Annotated in this window: 16 protein-coding genes; 12 read left to right on the forward strand and 4 right to left on the reverse strand. The window is 53.6% G+C overall.

Features of this window, described 5'->3' with window-relative positions:
* The 3 genes from BN2106_RS10065 to BN2106_RS10075 form a co-directional block, all read right to left on the reverse strand.
* The gene (locus BN2106_RS10065) at positions 1–1,170 is read right to left on the reverse strand and encodes an aminotransferase class I/II-fold pyridoxal phosphate-dependent enzyme (RefSeq protein WP_050698401.1); all 1,170 of its coding nucleotides are present in this window, start codon (positions 1,168–1,170) and stop codon (positions 1–3) included.
* A complete protein-coding gene (locus BN2106_RS10070) occupies positions 1,163–1,648 on the reverse strand; it encodes an Lrp/AsnC family transcriptional regulator (RefSeq protein WP_050698504.1) in 486 nt (161 codons plus the stop codon). Before BN2106_RS10070 ends, BN2106_RS10065 begins: the two co-directional genes overlap by 8 nt.
* A 172-nt stretch (positions 1,649–1,820) precedes the next feature.
* Positions 1,821–2,633, reverse strand: a complete 813-nt coding sequence (locus BN2106_RS10075) for a histidinol-phosphatase HisJ family protein (RefSeq protein WP_050698402.1) — start codon at positions 2,631–2,633, stop codon at positions 1,821–1,823.
* Positions 2,634–2,949: 316 nt separating this feature from the next.
* Between BN2106_RS10075 and BN2106_RS10080 the strand changes: the two genes are divergently transcribed.
* From BN2106_RS10080 to BN2106_RS10130, 11 genes are all read left to right on the forward strand, one after another.
* Positions 2,950–3,219, forward strand: coding sequence for an ACT domain-containing protein (locus BN2106_RS10080; protein ID WP_050698403.1), 270 nt, complete (start codon positions 2,950–2,952; stop codon positions 3,217–3,219).
* Positions 3,220–3,306: 87 nt separating this feature from the next.
* Positions 3,307–4,665: a PFL family protein gene (locus BN2106_RS10085; protein WP_050698404.1), complete on the forward strand. Its 1,359-nt coding sequence runs from the start codon at positions 3,307–3,309 to the stop codon at positions 4,663–4,665.
* 338 nt (positions 4,666–5,003) lie between these two features.
* Complete coding sequence (locus BN2106_RS10090; RefSeq protein WP_050698405.1) at positions 5,004–5,315, forward strand: hypothetical protein; 312 nt, start codon at positions 5,004–5,006, stop codon at positions 5,313–5,315.
* A 4-nt stretch (positions 5,316–5,319) separates the two neighbouring features.
* Positions 5,320–6,366: a V0D/AC39 family V-type ATPase subunit gene (locus tag BN2106_RS10095; protein ID WP_050698406.1), complete on the forward strand. Its 1,047-nt coding sequence runs from the start codon at positions 5,320–5,322 to the stop codon at positions 6,364–6,366.
* Between the two features lie 15 nt (positions 6,367–6,381).
* Positions 6,382–8,328, forward strand: a complete 1,947-nt coding sequence (locus tag BN2106_RS10100) for a V-type ATP synthase subunit I (RefSeq protein ID WP_050698407.1) — start codon at positions 6,382–6,384, stop codon at positions 8,326–8,328.
* 116 nt (positions 8,329–8,444) lie between these two features.
* Positions 8,445–8,897: an ATP synthase subunit C gene (locus tag BN2106_RS10105; RefSeq protein ID WP_074017484.1), complete on the forward strand. Its 453-nt coding sequence runs from the start codon at positions 8,445–8,447 to the stop codon at positions 8,895–8,897.
* A 34-nt stretch (positions 8,898–8,931) separates the two neighbouring features.
* Positions 8,932–9,240, forward strand: a complete 309-nt coding sequence (locus BN2106_RS10110) for a V-type ATP synthase subunit F (RefSeq protein ID WP_050698408.1) — start codon at positions 8,932–8,934, stop codon at positions 9,238–9,240.
* Positions 9,241–9,269: 29 nt separating this feature from the next.
* Positions 9,270–9,875, forward strand: a complete 606-nt coding sequence (locus tag BN2106_RS10115; protein WP_050698409.1) for a V-type ATP synthase subunit E — start codon at positions 9,270–9,272, stop codon at positions 9,873–9,875.
* A gap of 37 nt (positions 9,876–9,912) precedes the next feature.
* The gene (locus tag BN2106_RS10120) at positions 9,913–11,673 is read left to right on the forward strand and encodes a V-type ATP synthase subunit A (RefSeq protein WP_050698506.1); all 1,761 of its coding nucleotides are present in this window, start codon (positions 9,913–9,915) and stop codon (positions 11,671–11,673) included.
* A gap of 83 nt (positions 11,674–11,756) precedes the next feature.
* A complete protein-coding gene (locus BN2106_RS10125; RefSeq protein ID WP_050698410.1) occupies positions 11,757–13,193 on the forward strand; it encodes a V-type ATP synthase subunit B in 1,437 nt (478 codons plus the stop codon).
* Positions 13,194–13,226: 33 nt separating this feature from the next.
* Positions 13,227–13,853 (forward strand): V-type ATP synthase subunit D, encoded by a 627-nt coding sequence (locus tag BN2106_RS10130; protein WP_050698411.1) that lies wholly within the window; start codon positions 13,227–13,229, stop codon positions 13,851–13,853.
* A 55-nt stretch (positions 13,854–13,908) separates the two neighbouring features.
* On the opposite strand, the gene BN2106_RS10135 is transcribed toward BN2106_RS10130, so the two are convergent.
* Positions 13,909–15,165: an acetate/propionate family kinase gene (locus tag BN2106_RS10135; protein ID WP_050698412.1), complete on the reverse strand. Its 1,257-nt coding sequence runs from the start codon at positions 15,163–15,165 to the stop codon at positions 13,909–13,911.
* Between the two features lie 210 nt (positions 15,166–15,375).
* Between BN2106_RS10135 and BN2106_RS10140 the strand changes: the two genes are divergently transcribed.
* Positions 15,376–16,560, forward strand: a complete 1,185-nt coding sequence (locus BN2106_RS10140) for a tRNA(Met) cytidine acetate ligase (RefSeq protein WP_074017485.1) — start codon at positions 15,376–15,378, stop codon at positions 16,558–16,560.
* Positions 16,561–16,643 lie beyond the last annotated feature (83 nt).

Genomic DNA, 16,643 nt, shown 5'->3' on the forward strand with positions numbered 1-16,643 from the left:
CTAAAACTGACTGATGAAATGGCCGATGCGGGAAAGCGCTTCCGTAATATGCTTGATGGAATAGGAATAGGAAACACGGACAAAGCCCTCCCCGCTCGGGCCGAACGCTGTTCCCGGCACCACGGCAACATGCTCATCATACAACAGCTTTTCGCAGAACTCCTCCGACGTCAGGCCGGTCTTCTTGATGCAGGGAAACACATAAAAAGCGCCTTCCGGCTCAAAGCAGGTCAATCCCATCGCATTAAATCCGTCCACAATCAGACGGCGGCGCATATCGTACTGTTCCCGCATATAGACAATGTCCTCGTCACCATTGCGCATCGCCTCAATGGCTGCATACTGCGCCGTGGTTGGCGCACTCATAATCGCATATTGGTGCAGCTTGGTCATAGCGCCGATGATTTCCTTTGGCCCAACCGCATAGCCCAGACGCCATCCGGTCATGGCAAACGCCTTGGAAAATCCGTTGCATACAATGGTGCGCTCCCGCATATCGTCGATGGCGCTGAAGGTGACGTGGTTGGTGTCACCGTAGGTCAGCGCACCGTAAATCTCGTCTGAAAGGACCGTCAGATGATATTCCTCGACGACTTCCGCAATTTCAATCAGGTGCTTGCGCCGCATGACCGCACCGGTCGGGTTGTTTGGGAACGGCAGGATCAGCAGCTTGCTCTTCGGGGTGATCTTTGCACGCAGCGCCTCGGCGGTCAAACGAAATTTGTCCTCTGCCTTGGTCTCTATGGTGACCGGCACGCCGCCTGCCATCTCCGTCAGCGGGACATAACAGACAAAGCTGGGTTCCGGAATCAGCACCTCGTCTCCGGGACGGATCAGGGAGCGCAGGCAAAGGTCCAGCGCCTCCGAGCCGCCCACCGTCACCAGCACTTCTTCCCTGGGATCGTATTCCACATGATAATGACGTTTAAACCAACGGGAAATTTCCTCACGCAGCTCCATGAAGCCGCGGTTTGGAGAATACCAGGTCTTCCCATCCTCCAGGGAATGGATGCCCTCCTGCCGCACATGCCAGGGTGTCGTAAAATCCGGCTCTCCGATTGACAGGGAAATCACATTGTCCATCTCGTTGGCAATGTCAAAAAAGCGCCGGATTCCGGAGGGCTTGATTGCCTGCACCTTATCGTTGAGCACCGCTCTATAATCAATCACAGAGCACACTCCTTCTCTCGTCCTTCTCGTCCTCGGAATTGAGAATGACGCCGCCGTCCTTATAGCGGGTCAGAATAAAATGCGTGGCGGTAGAAAGTACAGAACCAAGAGGCGCCAAACGTCTGGCGACAAACATGGCGATCGCCTGCATAGTGTCCCCATGCACCATTACCGCCAGATCGAATCCGCCCGACATCAGATACACGCTGTCCACCTCGTCAAACTGCATGATGCGATGGGCAATCTCGTCAAAACCGCGGTCACGCTGCGGCGTCACACGCAGCTCAATCAAAGCAAACGCCTTATTCGCGTCGGCCTTTTCCCAATTGACCAGCGCCTGATAGCCGCGGATGATTCCCGCCTTTTCATACGCTGTAATCTGGTTTTGTATCTCGTCCTCTGTTTTGTTCAGCATAACGGCAAGCTGCTGATTGGACAGACGGGCATTTTGACTCAGTAACTCTAATAAACGGTCCATAACTTCCATTCCTCCGGTCCTGATTTCAAATTGATTTGCCGTCAAAGACGGCACTTTTTTGAATAATAAGATATAGTATACATCATATTCCAGCAGATGGAAAGCCATTACCTGCATAAAAACGCAAAAAAGAGAGCTCCTCCCTGCAAAAAGGGAGGAGCTTAAAAACGCACTATTCAATCGGAAGAAATTTAGGCGTGTGATGGGCATACACTGTAAAATGACTGAAGCCCGCCTTCTTGAGCAGGGCAAGACCCTCTTCCACGCCGCCGCCCACATCGGCCCAGCGGTGTGCGTCGGACCCGACCGTCACCAGCCTGCCTCCCAACTCGCGATACCGTTCCAGGATCTTTTGGTTCGGCATGGTTTCCCCCAGCTTCTGCCGCAGGCCGCTGGTGTTGACCTCCAGTGCCTTGTTGGAAGCAATCAGCGCTTTTAACACCTGATCTACCCGTTCGTCAAACAAACTGTTTTCGATGGTCAGGCCGTGCTCTCCCACAATATAACGCCAGGGATATGTCAGATGCGCCAGGGAGTCAAAGCGGCCCCATTCGATCGTCTCCATGATCTCGTCGAAATACCGCATCAATACGTCGTTGAGCTGTATTTCCCCATAATCCAGCTCGTAAAAGTCGGCCATTCCCTTTACATTATGTACGGACGCCAAAGCAAAGTCAAAATCACAGGCGTCCAGTACCTCATTGGCAGCCTCCAGATTCTGCATTGGCTGCCCAATCTCCACGCCCGCACGCACATGCAGGCGGCCATGAAAAACCGCCGAAGCCTTGCGGGCTTCAAAATACGATTGGCGGACGGAGCGGTCATACGCTTCTTCCTTATATACATTGCATTCACAGTGATCTGTAATTGTCAGTGTATACAAACCCAGCCGGCAGGCACTCTCGCACATCATGGTTGTCGGATCCGCTGCATCGCGGGAACAATCGGTGTGCACATGGCTGTCCGACAAATACCGGTATTTCACTTTCAGTCACATCCTCTATTCTTTTAAACTGCTGTATGAAAATTCATTTTCCTTATAATGGTTTCAGTTTATCATACTTTACAGCCGATTGATAGATGAATCCTCCCTATTTCAATTGCATAAATCAGGGTTAATTTTAAACAACTTTCCGAAGGTACCAAATTGCCGGTTAGATTTCCACTTTCCTTTGTTTACTGCGCCTCTTTTTGCTGCTTTATAAAACAAAGTACGCTTGACACAGCCATTCTTTCCGTTCATAATGGTTTAATAGAGTCGTATGTCCTTTTAAATTAAACTTTCATGGAGGTATTCGCATATGCGAGCAGTTATCACAGTGATTGGCAAAGATATGGTCGGAATTCTTGCACAGGTTTCCGCGATCTGCGCCAAAAACGGCGTCAATGTTGTGGAGGTCACACAGTCCATTCTGCAAGACCTTTTTGCCATGATTATGATGGTGGACATTTCCAAATGTGCAATCCCGTTTCAGAGTCTGGTGGATGAACTCACGCAGGTGGGGGAGAACATGGGGCTGACCATTCACGTTATGCACGAGGATATCTTTAATTCCATGCATCGAATTTAAGAAAAACGCCGGACATTTTTGCAAGTTGTCCGCTTCTCAATTTCATTCTTCTGTCAGCATAACAAAATAAAGGAGTGGTTCCCAAACATGCTGAATTCCCACGATATTTTGGAAACAATTAATATGATCGACAATGAAAATCTGGATGTGCGCACCATCACCATGGGCATCTCCCTGCTGGACTGCGCGGACAGCGACGTCCAGGCTGCATGCCAGAAAATTTACGATAAAATCTGCCGGTATGCGGGCAACCTTGTCAAGACCGGAGAGGACATCAGCAAAGAGTACGGCATTCCGATCATTCACAAGCGTATTTCCGTGACGCCCATCGCCATGCTGGCGGCGGCCTGTCCGGGCAGCAGCCCGGTGCATTTTGCAAAAGCGCTGGACCGTGCTGCCAAGGCGACCGGCGTCAACTTCATCGGCGGTTATTCCGCACTGGTCCACAAAGGCTTTGGCCCCGGGGATTACGCGCTGATGGCCAGCATTCCGGAGGCACTGTCTGAAACCGAGTTTGTCTGCTCGTCCGTAAACATCGGCACCACCAAGGCCGGCATTAACATGGACGCCGTGGCAAAAATGGGCGGCATTGTCCGCGATGTGGCGGAACGCACCGCGGACCGCGACTGCATCGGCGCGGCAAAGCTGGTCGTTTTCTGCAACGCACCGGAGGACAATCCATTCATGGCAGGCGCTTTCCACGGCCCCGGTGAACCGGATTGCGTGATCAACGTGGGCGTATCCGGCCCCGGCGTGGTGCGCGCGGCGCTGGCCAAAGCGGAGGATTGCGACCTTTCCGGCGTAGCGGATATTGTCAAAAAAACGGCCTTTAAAATTACCCGCATGGGCCAGCTGGTAGCACAGGAGGCATCCCGCCGCCTGTTTGTTCCCTTCGGCATTGTGGACCTGTCCCTTGCCCCCACCCCCGCGGTCGGCGATTCCGTCGCCCATATCCTGGAGGAGATGGGCCTGGAAAGCTGCGGCGCGCACGGCACCACTGCCGCATTGGCGCTGCTGAACGACGCCGTTAAAAAGGGCGGCATCATGGCTTCTTCCCATGTCGGCGGCCTCTCAGGCGCGTTTATCCCTGTTACGGAAGACGCCGGTATGATCAACGCCGCGCGCTGCGGTGCGCTTTCTCTGACCAAGTTGGAGGCGATGACGGCGGTCTGCTCCGTCGGTCTTGACATGATCGCCGTTCCCGGCGATACACCGGCGGAGGTAATCTCTGCAATCATTGCGGATGAGGCAGCCATTGGTATGGTAAATTCCAAAACTACAGCGGTCCGCCTGATTCCGGCGATTGGAAAAACGGCGGGCGAAGAACTGAACTTTGGCGGCCTGCTGGGCGGCGGCCCTGTTATGGAGGTCAATCGTTACTCCCCCGCAAAGTTCATTCAGCGCGGCGGAAGAATCCCGGCACCGATGCAAAGCTTAAAAAATTAAAAGCAATTCTGGCAGTTTACCAAAAAAATCTTGTGAATGTTCACCCATATTCTTGCAGAAAAATCGTTACATTTCGCAAATACCCGCTTGAAAAAGCGGAAACCGAAGACTATAATGGGTACACAGCCATGCAGGAGATTTTCCTGCAACCTGCAAAAAGAATGAGGTTTCCCCTTGGCCGCCAACACGGCTTCAAGGATGTGTGCCGCCCTGCTTTTCCCGGAGCTTTCCGAGAAATCCTGTTTTCTCTGAGGTTCTGGAAGCGGGGCTGTCTGTTTGTTAAGGCACGGCCTCCGGACGAAGGCCATCCGATCAATTACGTTTAAGGAGGTACGGTCATGCAAAACCTGATTAAAGAAATTGTGGATATGGACCGTAAAGCCAGAGAGATCACCGACGCGGCGCAGCTGGAAAAGGTGAATTCCGAAAAGGAAGTCACCGAAAAACGCGAGCAGATCCGGGCAGAATATTTGGAGCGCGCCAGGAAGCGCATTGCCATGAACGAGCCGCAGGAGCGTGCGATTGCGGAAGAAGGCTGGAAAAAAATCCAGGCAAAAAACGAAGATCGAGCCAAACATTTGGACGATCTTTACCGGGAAAAAGGCGATGAATGGGTAAATACGCTTGCCGCAAGAGTGATTGGAGAGTGATACGATGCTTTCCAATTTTTCCTCTAACGCCATTCTTTCCAAAGCGCGCGCCATGTATGGCAAGCGACTGAAAAAAGAGGATTACCGGGAACTCCTGAACTGCAAATCGGTCAGCGAGGTTGCCGGCTACCTGAAGAGCCACACGGCATACGGCAAAATTTTGGCCGGCGTCAATGAGAACGAAGTGCACCGCGGGCAGCTGGAAAGCAAACTGCGCCAAAAGCTCTTTGAGGATTACGCCTCCCTGTGCCGCTATGAAATTTCCGTGGGCGAGCATTTTGCCCAATACCTGCTGGAGCGCAGCGAGATCGAACAGATTCTGCACAGCCTGATGTACCTGGGCGCCGGGATGCCGGAAGAATATCTTTTCTCTCTTCCCTCCTATCTCAACCGGCATACGCGCATCGACCTGTACACGCTGAGCCATGTGCAGAGCTACGACGACCTGCTGGATGCCCTGAGCCACACGCCGTACCGCAAGCTGATGGAGCCGTTCCGCCCCGTGGCGGGCGTACCGCTGAACTACACCGGAATTGAAAACGCGCTCTATACCTACCTCTACGACAGCGCCTTTGCGGTCATCCGCAAGTACACCCACGGCGAGACTTCCCGGCAGCTTCGGGAAATCTTTGAAACGTATATTGACCTGATCAATGTGACGCGCATCATCCGGCTGAAAACCGCCTATCACGAAAGCCCGGACTTTGTGCGCAGCACACTGCTTCCCTTTGGAACCATTAAGCCCCGTTTGCTGGAGGAGATGCTGGAAGCGGACGCCGGGGACGTCCTCGACGTCATGGCAAAGTCCTCCATTGGCAAGCGGTGCCAAAAAATAGAGCACACCTACATCGACCAGATTCCAGACCGGGTAAAATACAGTACCTGCCGGCATGATATCCGCTTTTCCACGCATCCCTCCGTGGTCATGATCTCCTACATCTTTCTGACGCAGATCGAGCTGCAGGACATCATCAACATTGTGGAGGGAATCCGTTACCAGCTGGCGCCCGATGAGATTAAAAAGCTGCTCACCGTCGCCGATTATCTATGAAAGGAGGCGTGATGATTGGCTGTACTAAAGATCAAGGTAACGAGCATTATCGGCCGCATGGGAGACCTGGACAAAGTCACCGCCGTGTGCGGTAAGTCCGGCGTTTTCCACCCGGACAACTCCCTTTCCTTTTATTCCGATACCTCCGATTTTACCCCGCTGAGTGAAGAGAATCCCTATTCCGCTCCGCTGCAGCGATTGACCGACGCGGTAAACGCGTCCCGCAAAAAGCTGGAGCTGCTGAGCGAAAAAGAAATGGAACATGTGCAATTCACCCGCGAGGAAACGGAATCCTATGTTCGTTCCATAGCCTCCTCCCTGGACGGCCTGCAAAAAGAGCGCGCGCAGGCGCAGCAGCAGGTGGAACAGTACACCAGGGAGATTGAGCAGGTCAGCCACTTCGTCGGTATGGACTTAAACCTCGACGAAATTCACGACTGCAAATATATTAAAGTGCGCTTCGGCTCCCTTCCGAAGGAGAGCTTTGAAAAGCTGAATTCCTATAAGCAGAATCCTTATATCATCTTCTTCCCCTGCACGCATGACGACCTCAAATACTGGGGCGTCTATTTTGCGCCGATCGACGCGGTCAGCGAGGTGGACCGCATCTTCTCCAGCCTTTATTTTGAACGGACGCGGCTGGCGGAACTGCGCGGAACTCCGGAAGGCGGTGTGGAAGAGCTGCGGACACTGCGCGACCAGGAGATTGAAAAGATCCAGCGGGTGGACGCCAAGATCGACGCGCTCTGGAAAAAGGAGCAGACCGCCTGTGCGCAGATCTATTCGTATCTGACGGAACAGTCCGTCTTCTTCGGCATCCGCCGCTATGCCGCGCGCTATAACGACAACTTTATTCTTACCGGCTGGATTCCCGCAAGCAGCGAGAAAGCGTTTCAAAAAGAGCTGGACCGGCTGGATTCTGTGGAATATACGTTTGAAGGCGCGGAGGAGGAATTGAGCCATTCCCCGCCGGTCGCATTAAAAAACAAAGCGGTCTTCCGGCCCTTTGAATTCTTTGTGGATATGTACGGCCTGCCCTCCTACGACGAGGTCGACCCCACTCCCTTTGTCGCCATCACATATATCCTGCTGTTTGGCATTATGTTTGGCGATCTGGGGCAGGGCATCTGTGTTTCCATCATCGGCTGGTTGATGTGGAAATGGAAGAAAATGAAGCTGGGCAGGATTTTGATCCCCTGCGGCGTGTCTGCCGCAGTGTTCGGCGCGCTCTTTGGCTCCGTATTCGGCTTTGAGCACGCGCTCGATCCGTTCTACAAAAATGTCCTGGGACTGAGTGGAAAACCAATTGAGGTCATGGAACCGGCAACCACCAATATGATTATCTATTCCGCTGTGGGAATCGGCATTCTGTTAGTCATTGTCGCGATCTTGATCAACATATACTCCTGTATCCGCAGAAAGCACTGGGAAAACGCGTTGTTTGGGCCAAATGGACTGGCAGGACTGGTTTTCTACACCGCTTTGGTGGTGGGTTTCGGCGGACAGCTGGTCTTCGGGTGGCAGATTGTCAATACCGCTTATATCATCGGCCTGATCGTACTGCCCATCCTGGTGATGTTTTTCCGGGAGGTTCTCGGCGGCCTGGTGGAGCACCGCTCCGACTGGAAGCCGGAGAGCTGGGGCAATTTCATTATGCAGAACTTCTTTGAGGTGTTTGAATTCCTTCTGAGCTACGCGACAAATACCATGTCCTTTCTCCGTGTGGGCGCGTTTGTACTGGTGCACGCGGGCATGATGCTGGTGGTCTTTACACTGGCAGAGATGTCAAGCGGCATCGCATATGTGCTGATCGCCGTCATTGGCAACGTCTTTGTCATGGCGCTGGAAGGGCTGCTGGTCGGCATTCAGGTACTCAGGCTGGAATTCTATGAGATGTTCAGCCGCTTCTTCGATGGTGACGGCCGTCCGTTCAATCCTGTTGTGGTTCGCAGAGAACAGTAGTCCCGCCTGCCGCTTTGCCGGCGCCGCGCAGACAGAACGCTGTTTTCTGTTATCCAGTGCACCGGGTATTCCCCGATGTCATATTATTTTTGAACTCAATATTGGAGGTATTTATTATGACTGCTGTATTTCTTTGTGTTCCGATCGTATTCCTGGTCGTTTCCGTTGCGCTCTCCATTCGTGCGGTTAAGCGCGGCAAAAAAACAAGCAGAGCCGTTGCCACACAGCTTATTGCATTCCTCGCCGTCTGTGTTGTCAGCTTTGCAGCCCCGATGATGGCGTCCGCAGCGCCGGAGGGCGATGTTCCGGCAGATGCTCCCGTAAGCACCAGCGCAGACGCCTCCCCAATTGACAACTCCAAGGGCATGGGCCTGATCGCCGCCGCTCTCGTTACCGGTCTGGCAGGCATCGGCGGCGGTATTGCTGTCGCCGCTTCCGCTCCCGCCGCAATCGGTGCAACCAGCGAGGACCCGAAGGCATTTGGTAAGTCTTTGATCTTTGTCGCTCTGGGCGAAGGTATTGCCCTGTACGGCCTGTTGATTTCCATCCTGATCCTAAACAAGGTTTAAGGAATCGAGTACTTAACTAAAGAAGGGGATTTTTATGCGCTTTCATTTGATCAGCGACAATGTGGACACCCAGGTCGGCATGCGCCTCGCCGGAATCGACGGCGTTGTGGTCCATGAGCCGGAGGAGGTCCAAAAGGCCCTGAGCGATGCAATGGCGATGGACGATGTGGCGGTCATCCTGATGACGGAACAGCTGATCCAGCTTTGCCCGGATCTGGTTTACGACCTCAAGCTGAAAGCCAAACGCCCGCTGATTGTAGAGATTCCGGACCGGCATGGCAATGGGCGCACCAAGGATTCCATCACCCGCTATGTCCGTGAGGCCATCGGGATCAAAATTTAGGCCGCTTTTGGCGGAACGGGGGGATCGATATGGCGATCAATCAAAACGATGAAAAAATAGGAAAGTTCTATCAGGCAATCAACCATTACGCCGAAGAGCAGCGCAAAAAAATAGAAGAAGAGGTCTCCGCCTTTAAGCAGAAAGAGCTCGACGAGGCGGAGGTGGAAGTCCTCGCGGAAGCGTATCACCTGATTCAAAAAGAAATGATGCAGATGCGCAACAACATTTCCCGTGAGATGGCCCAGCGCGAAATGGAGGGCCGCCGCGCCCTTTTGGAACAGCGCCGCAAGATCATGGAGGACGTATTCCAACGTGCCGCCGACTGCCTGCGCACCTATACGGAAAAGCCGGATTACGTCGCTCTGCTGGAAAAATATGCGCGCAGCCTCTCCACCGCATTTCAAAAGCCGGGCACCGTCATCCGCCTGCGCAAAGAGGATGCAAAATACCAGCCGCAGATTGCGGCGGCCTTCGGCGCGGCCTGCAGTTTTGAAACCGACGACTCCATCCGGATCGGCGGCCTGCGCGCGTACAATACCGAGCTTGGTATTATGGCGGACGAAACGCTGGATTCCATGCTGGATGAGCAGCGCGGCTGGTTTGAAGAAAACTCCGGACTGACCATCGCAGGCTGATACCGCAGGCTCGGGAAAGGAATGATCCGAATTGACAATGAACAACGAAAATGTGATATATGGCATCAACGGCCCGGTCGTGACCGTAAAAAATGCCCGCAGCTTCTCTATGATGGAGATGGTCTACGTGGGAAACGAGCGCCTGGTCGGTGAAATTATCGGTATCACCAGCGCGCTGACCACCATCCAGGTTTATGAAGAAACCACCGGCCTCCGTCCGGGAGAACCCGTAGTAGGTACCGGAAGCCCCATGAATGTCACGCTAGGCCCCGGTATTCTGGACAACATATTTGACGGCATTGAACGCCCGCTGAAAGCCATCGAGGAACAGAGCGGCGCGTTTATCTCCCGCGGCAGCGCCGTATCCTCTCTGGACACGGAACGTCTCTGGGACGTGATCGTAACCGTCAAAGAGGGCGACTTGCTCAAAGGCGGCGATGTTTATGCCGAATGTCCGGAAACGCCCATTATCCGACACAAATGCATGGTGCCGCCGCGCCTGTCCGGCACGGTGGTCAAGGTTGCCGGGAACGGTAAATACCATGTGGAGGATTCAGTGGTAACCCTGCGGGATTCCGCCGGCCATCTGCATGAACTCTCGCTTTGCCAGAAATGGCCGATCCGTATGCCGCGTCCTGTTGCTGAACGTCTGCAAACCACCGTACCGCTCATCACCGGCCAGAGGGTCATTGATACGCTGTTCCCCATTGCAAAAGGCGGCACGGCGGCCATCCCCGGCGGGTTCGGCACGGGCAAAACCATGACGCAGCACCAGCTTGCCAAATGGTGCGACGCCGACATTATTATTTATGTGGGCTGCGGCGAACGCGGCAATGAGATGAGCCAGGTTCTGGATGAATTTTCCGAGCTGGTCGACCCGAAGTCCGGCCGGCCGATGACGGACCGGACCGTGCTGATCGCAAATACCAGCAACATGCCGGTTGCGGCGCGTGAGGCGTCTATTTACACCGGCATCACATTGGCGGAATATTACCGCGATATGGGCTACCATGTGGCGATCATGGCGGACTCCACCTCCCGCTGGGCGGAAGCCCTGCGTGAGATCAGCGGCCGCCTGGAAGAGATGCCCGCCGAAGAGGGCTTCCCCGCCTATCTGCCGAGCCGCCTCTCCGAGTTTTACGAGCGCGCGGGCATGGTGCAGAATCTCAATCAGACGGACGGCTCCGTCACAATCATCGGCGCTGTTTCGCCGCAGGGGTCTGACTTCTCCGAGCCGGTCACGCAGAATACCAAGCGCTTTACGCGCTGTTTCTGGGCGCTGGACAAATCGCTGGCCTACGCCCGCCACTACCCCGCCATCAACTGGACGCAGAGTTACAGCGAATACTTTGGCGATCTCGACCCGTGGTACACCGAACACGTCGGTGAAGACTTCATCAAGTACCGCCGTAAAATCTCCAACATCCTTCAGGAGGAAAACCAGCTGATGGAGATTGTCAAACTGATCGGCTCCGACGTATTGCCGGACGACCAGAAGCTCATCATTGAGACCGCGCGTGTTATCCGCGTCGGTTTTCTGCAACAGAACGCCTTCCATGCGGACGATACCTTTGTTCCGCTGGAAAAGCAGAAGCTGATGATGAAGGTGATTTTACATCTCTATAAAAAGGCCAAACAGCTTGTGGCCGCCAGCATCCCGATCTCCGGAATCATGGAAAGCGGCCTGTTTGAAAAGCTGATCAAGATCAAATATGATATTCCCAACAATAAACTGGAACTGTTTGACGACTACATCAAAGAGATCGACGAGACGCTCTCCCATATCGTAAACGCGTAACCCGCGTTCTTTCGCAAGCTGCGGTTTCAATATGAAAGCGATCCCCGCCGCTTGCCGTATCATTACAAAAGCAGGTGAGAAAAATGATTCTTGACTATATAGGCGTGAAGGAGATCAACGGTTCTTTGATCGTATTGGACGACGTGGAAAACGCTTCTTTTGAGGAAGTCGTCGACATCCGGATGGACGATGGCACCATGCGGCAGGGCAGAATTGTGCAGATGGAAGGCAACCGCGTTGTCGTTCAGGTATTTGAAGGCACCCGCGGCATCTCTCTGAACAACACCCGCACCCGTTTGCTGGGGCACCCGATGGAAATGCCCCTCTCCCCGGAAATCCTAGGCCGCGTCTTCGACGGCGCGGGACGCCCGATCGACGGCCTGGGCGATATCTTCCCCGTCAAACGCGCCAACATCAACGGCACGCCGATCAATCCGGTCTCCCGTGTGTATCCAAAGAACTACATCAATACCGGCATCTCCACCATCGACGTGCTGATGACCCTGATTCGCGGGCAAAAGCTTCCCATTTTCTCCGGTTCCGGCATGAAGCACAACGAGCTTGCCGTACAGATTGCCCGCCAGGCAAAGATCAAAGACGCAACCGAGGACAATTTTGCCATCGTCTTTGCCGCCATGGGCGCAAAGAACGACGTGGCGGAGTATTTCCGGCGTTCTTTTGACGAGTCCGGCGTGCTGCAAAAAGTTGTTATGTTTCTGAACCTGTCCAACGATCCAATCATTGAACGTATCCTGACACCGCGCTGTGCGCTGACCGTTGCAGAATATCTCGCTTTTGAACTGGGAATGCACATTCTCGTCATCATGACGGATATGACCTCTTACGCGGAGGCGCTGCGCGAATTCAGCTCCAGCAAGGGAGAAATCCCGGGCCGTAAGGGCTTCCCGGGCTACCTGTATTCGGATCTCGCCTCTCTGTACGAGCGCGCCGGCATGGTGCGCGGAAAAGAGGGTTCCGTCACACAGATTCCTATTCTGACCATGCCGAATGACGACGTGACGCACCCTGTTCCCGACCTGACCGGTTACATTACAGAGGGACAGATTGTTCTGGACCGCGCATTGGACAACAGCGGCGTTTATCCGCCGGTTTCCGTACTCCCCTCCCTTTCCCGTCTGATGAAGGATGGTATCGGCGCAGGTTACACCCGCGAGGATCACTCCGCCCTTTCCAACCAGCTGTTCGCCTCCTATGCAAAGGTGATGGATGCACGTTCGCTGGCCTCCGTCATCGGTGAAGAAGAGCTTTCCCCCAACGATAAGAAGTATTTGGAATTTGGCAAGCTGTTTGAAAAGCACTATGTCAACCAGGGCTTCAACGAAAACCGCAGCATCGAGCAGAGCCTCGATCTCGGCTGGCGGCTGCTGGCCACCCTCCCGCGCGAAGAGCTGGACCGTGTGGACGACGCCATACTGGATCAGTATTATGAAAAAGCCAAGCAGCAAACGGAAGCGGAAAACGAGCGGAAAGCCAAGCAGGCGGAAGAGGCTAAAAAATAATGCCGCACCGGCAAATGAAAGGGGTGAGCTGCCATGGCCAACCAAGTTGTGCCAACAAAGGGAAATCTGCTGGCTACAAAAAAATCACTGGAGCTTTCCCGCACCGGCTTTGAGCTGCTGGATCGAAAACGCAATATTTTAATCCGTGAGATGATGGCGCTGATCGAACGCGCCAATTCCATACAGGGAAAAATCGACCAAACCTATGAGGACGCGTATGCAGCGTTGCAGCGCGCCAATATCACGCTGGGCGTTTGTGATGAGCTCTCCCAGACGGTCCCGCTGGACGACGGCCTGAATGTGGCTTACCGAAGCGTCATGGGCGTGGAGATTCCAATGGTTTCCCTTACGCCGCGCGATATCCCCATTCCGTTCGGCCTGAACGCCACCAACATTATGCTGGACGACGCATACAACAAGTTCAACGAGGTTAAGCGGCTGACTGCCGAGTTGGCAGAGGTGGAAAACAGCGTTTACCGCCTGGCGGACGCCATTAAAAAGACACAGAAGCGCGCCAACGCTCTGAAAAATATCATGATTCCCCGTTTTGAGGAAACCGTCAAGTTTATCACGGACGCGTTGGAGGAAAAGGATCGCGAGGAATTCTCGCGCTTAAAAGTTATTAAAAAGCAGAAGGAAGAGAAATCTGCCACTGCATAAAAGAGAACCCGGCGTATTGCTATACGCCGGGTTCTCTTTTATGCAATTTTATGAATCAGATGTCTTCCAGGTCCACATAGGTTTTATCCTCTGTGGAAGCATAGTTGAGCTTCTCCACAATAATCTTTGTATCGCGCGCAATGACCAGCTCTTCATTGGTCGGAATCACATAGACCGCTACCTGCGAATCAAATGTGGAAACTTTGCCTTCTCTGCCGCCAACCATCTCTTCGTTTGTCTCCGCGTCGATCTTCAGGCCCAGATACCGCAGGCCGCGGCAGATCGCATAGCGGTGGTGCGGCTGGTTTTCTCCCAAGCCGGCGGTAAAGACCAGCGCGTCCAGGCCGTTCATCGCGGCGGCATAAGCGCCGATCTGCTTGATAATCTGGTAAGCCAGCATCTCATGTGCCAAAATTGCGCGGGGATTTCCTTCGATTGCCGCTTTGGTAACGTCGCGGTCGTCGCTGGAAATACCGGAAACACCCAGCAAGCCGGACTTTTTATTCAAAATATCGTCCATCTGACCGGGGGTCAGGTTTTCCTTTTCCATAATGAAGGTCACAATGGACGGATCCAGGGAGCCGCAGCGCGTACCCATCATAAAGCCATCCAGCGGCGTCAAGCCCATACTGGTATCGATGACGCGCCCATCCTGAATCGCCGCGATGGAAGAGCCGTTGCCGATATGACAGGTCACCATCTTGATATCCTCCAGCGGCTGATGCATCAGATGCGCGCAGTGCTTGCTCACATAACGATGGGAGGTTCCGTGGAAACCATAGCGGCGGATGCCGTATTTTTTATAATATTCATACGGAATGGCATACATATACGCCTTCGGCGGCATTGTGGAGTGAAAGGAGGTATCGAATACCACAACTTCCGGCACCTCTTCGCCAAAAACTTTCTGGCAGGCCAAAATGCCTTCCAGCTCCGGGCCGTTGTGCAGCGGAGCCAGCGGAATCAGGCTTCTGATTCCCTCGACGACTTCCTCATTGACCAAAACCGATTTGCGGAAAATAGAACCGCCCTGTGCTACACGGTGGCCGATCGCGCTGACCTCATCCAGGTTTTTGATAACGCCCACCTTTTTATCCGTCAGCGCCTGTGTAACGTGCATAAACGCATCCGTGTGGTCCGCCATAGCGACCTGCACCCGTTTGTCGCGTCCGTCGGACGTTTTGTGAATAAAGACGCTGCCGTCCATGCCGATTCTTTCGCAGTTTCCTTTTGCCAGCATCCGCTCACTGTCCATGTCAATCAGCTGATATTTCAGGGAAGAACTGCCGGCATTGATGACCAAAACTTTCATTATGGAAATCCTCCTACTCAATTTTGTGACGCACCTGTTCCCCTTTTATTATGTCCTATTACAGAATGCGTCAGCCCTCTGCCTGTATCGTGTTGGGCAAAACAGAGAAATCGTTCGCTTGTCCAATTTCAATATGCAAATAACAGACAATATGGTAATATATATATAATAGTACAGGAAACGATTGAATTCAAGGAGTTTTTCTACAAAATGCTAATTGCTGGAATAATTTGTGAATATAACCCATTCCATCTGGGACATATGGCGTTGATTGAAGAGACCCGCCGGCAGGGCGCAACCCATATTGCCGCCGTGATGAGCGGCAACTTTGTGCAGCGCGGAGAACCCGCGATCCTGAGTAAAAACGCGCGTACCCGGCAGGCTCTGCTCTGCGGCGCGGATCTGGTGGTGGAGCTTCCGCTTCCCTGGGCCATGGCGGGAGCGGAAAAATTTGCCTTGGGCGGCGTGTCTTTATTGGACGCTCTGGGCTGTGCACAAATCAGCTTTGGCAGTGAATGCGGCGATGCGCAGCGGATATTCCAGCTTGCCGGGCTTTTGCAGTCCCCGGCGTTCTCACCCGTACTGCGGGAAGAACTTTCGACAGGCGCAACATTCGCACGCGCCAGGGAGCGTGCCGTCGCCCGGATGGCCGGGCCGGATACCGCCGCTCTGCTTTCCGGCGCCAACAACACTCTGAGCATTGAGTATGCTAAGGCAATCCGTGTGCTCCATTCTCCCATGCAGCTTTTTACCATGGAACGAGTCGGGGCGGCACACGATTCCCAGGAAAACGCTTCTATTTCCAGCGCCAGCCGTATCCGTACCATGGTCCGTGACGGCCTGAATTTTTCCAGCCATATGCCGCACGCCGCGGCAAAGGTATTACAGGCGGAGATGCAGAACAGCAGGGCCCCAGCTTCCCTGCCGCGTATGGAGCGGGCAATTCTGGCCAAACTAAGGTCGATGCTGCTGGAGGATTTTGCCGCGCTTCCGGACATCAGCGAGGGACTGGAAAACCGCATTTATCAGTCGGTTCGCCGCGCCGGTTCCCTGGACGAGCTGTATGATCTTATTAAAACCAAACGGTATCCATTGGCCCGCATCCGCCGCATCGTTCTCTCCGCCTTTTTGGGACTGACGGCAGCGCATGCGGAAGGCCTTCCGCCTTACATCCGTGTGCTCGGCATGAACCGACGCGGCGCGGAAATTTTGCATGTATCAAAAATGACCACAAAACGACCAATTGTTGCCAATACATCGGATATTTTATCTCTTGACAATTTAGCAAAAAATATGATTGAATTAGAGTGCAAATCGACGGATATTTATGCTCTTTTTTTACCCGATCCGCCGCCCTGCGGGTGGGACCGGACCGCCGGGATCATCAAGGAATAGACCGGTTTCGGATCTTTTTCCTGCCCTGCATTCAGGAATCTCTGTTTGGGACAACAATATTTTCATAAAAAGGACGTGTCATT

It is taken from the genome of Anaeromassilibacillus senegalensis, assembly GCF_001261775.1.
GTDB lineage: Bacteria > Bacillota > Clostridia > Oscillospirales > Acutalibacteraceae > Anaeromassilibacillus > Anaeromassilibacillus senegalensis.

Coding starts and splice junctions, on each gene's coding strand:
- BN2106_RS10070 (WP_050698504.1), bottom strand. CDS start 1,648: ATGGACCGTTTATTAGAGTTACTGAGTCAAAATGCCCGTCTGTCCAAT.
- BN2106_RS10080 (WP_050698403.1), top strand. CDS start 2,950: ATGCGAGCAGTTATCACAGTGATTGGCAAAGATATGGTCGGAATTCTT.
- BN2106_RS10085 (WP_050698404.1), top strand. CDS start 3,307: ATGCTGAATTCCCACGATATTTTGGAAACAATTAATATGATCGACAAT.
- BN2106_RS10090 (WP_050698405.1), top strand. CDS start 5,004: ATGCAAAACCTGATTAAAGAAATTGTGGATATGGACCGTAAAGCCAGA.
- BN2106_RS10095 (WP_050698406.1), top strand. CDS start 5,320: ATGCTTTCCAATTTTTCCTCTAACGCCATTCTTTCCAAAGCGCGCGCC.
- BN2106_RS10105 (WP_074017484.1), top strand. CDS start 8,445: ATGACTGCTGTATTTCTTTGTGTTCCGATCGTATTCCTGGTCGTTTCC.
- BN2106_RS10110 (WP_050698408.1), top strand. CDS start 8,932: ATGCGCTTTCATTTGATCAGCGACAATGTGGACACCCAGGTCGGCATG.
- BN2106_RS10115 (WP_050698409.1), top strand. CDS start 9,270: ATGGCGATCAATCAAAACGATGAAAAAATAGGAAAGTTCTATCAGGCA.
- BN2106_RS10120 (WP_050698506.1), top strand. CDS start 9,913: ATGAACAACGAAAATGTGATATATGGCATCAACGGCCCGGTCGTGACC.
- BN2106_RS10125 (WP_050698410.1), top strand. CDS start 11,757: ATGATTCTTGACTATATAGGCGTGAAGGAGATCAACGGTTCTTTGATC.
- BN2106_RS10130 (WP_050698411.1), top strand. CDS start 13,227: ATGGCCAACCAAGTTGTGCCAACAAAGGGAAATCTGCTGGCTACAAAA.
- BN2106_RS10135 (WP_050698412.1), bottom strand. CDS start 15,165: ATGAAAGTTTTGGTCATCAATGCCGGCAGTTCTTCCCTGAAATATCAG.
- BN2106_RS10140 (WP_074017485.1), top strand. CDS start 15,376: ATGCTAATTGCTGGAATAATTTGTGAATATAACCCATTCCATCTGGGA.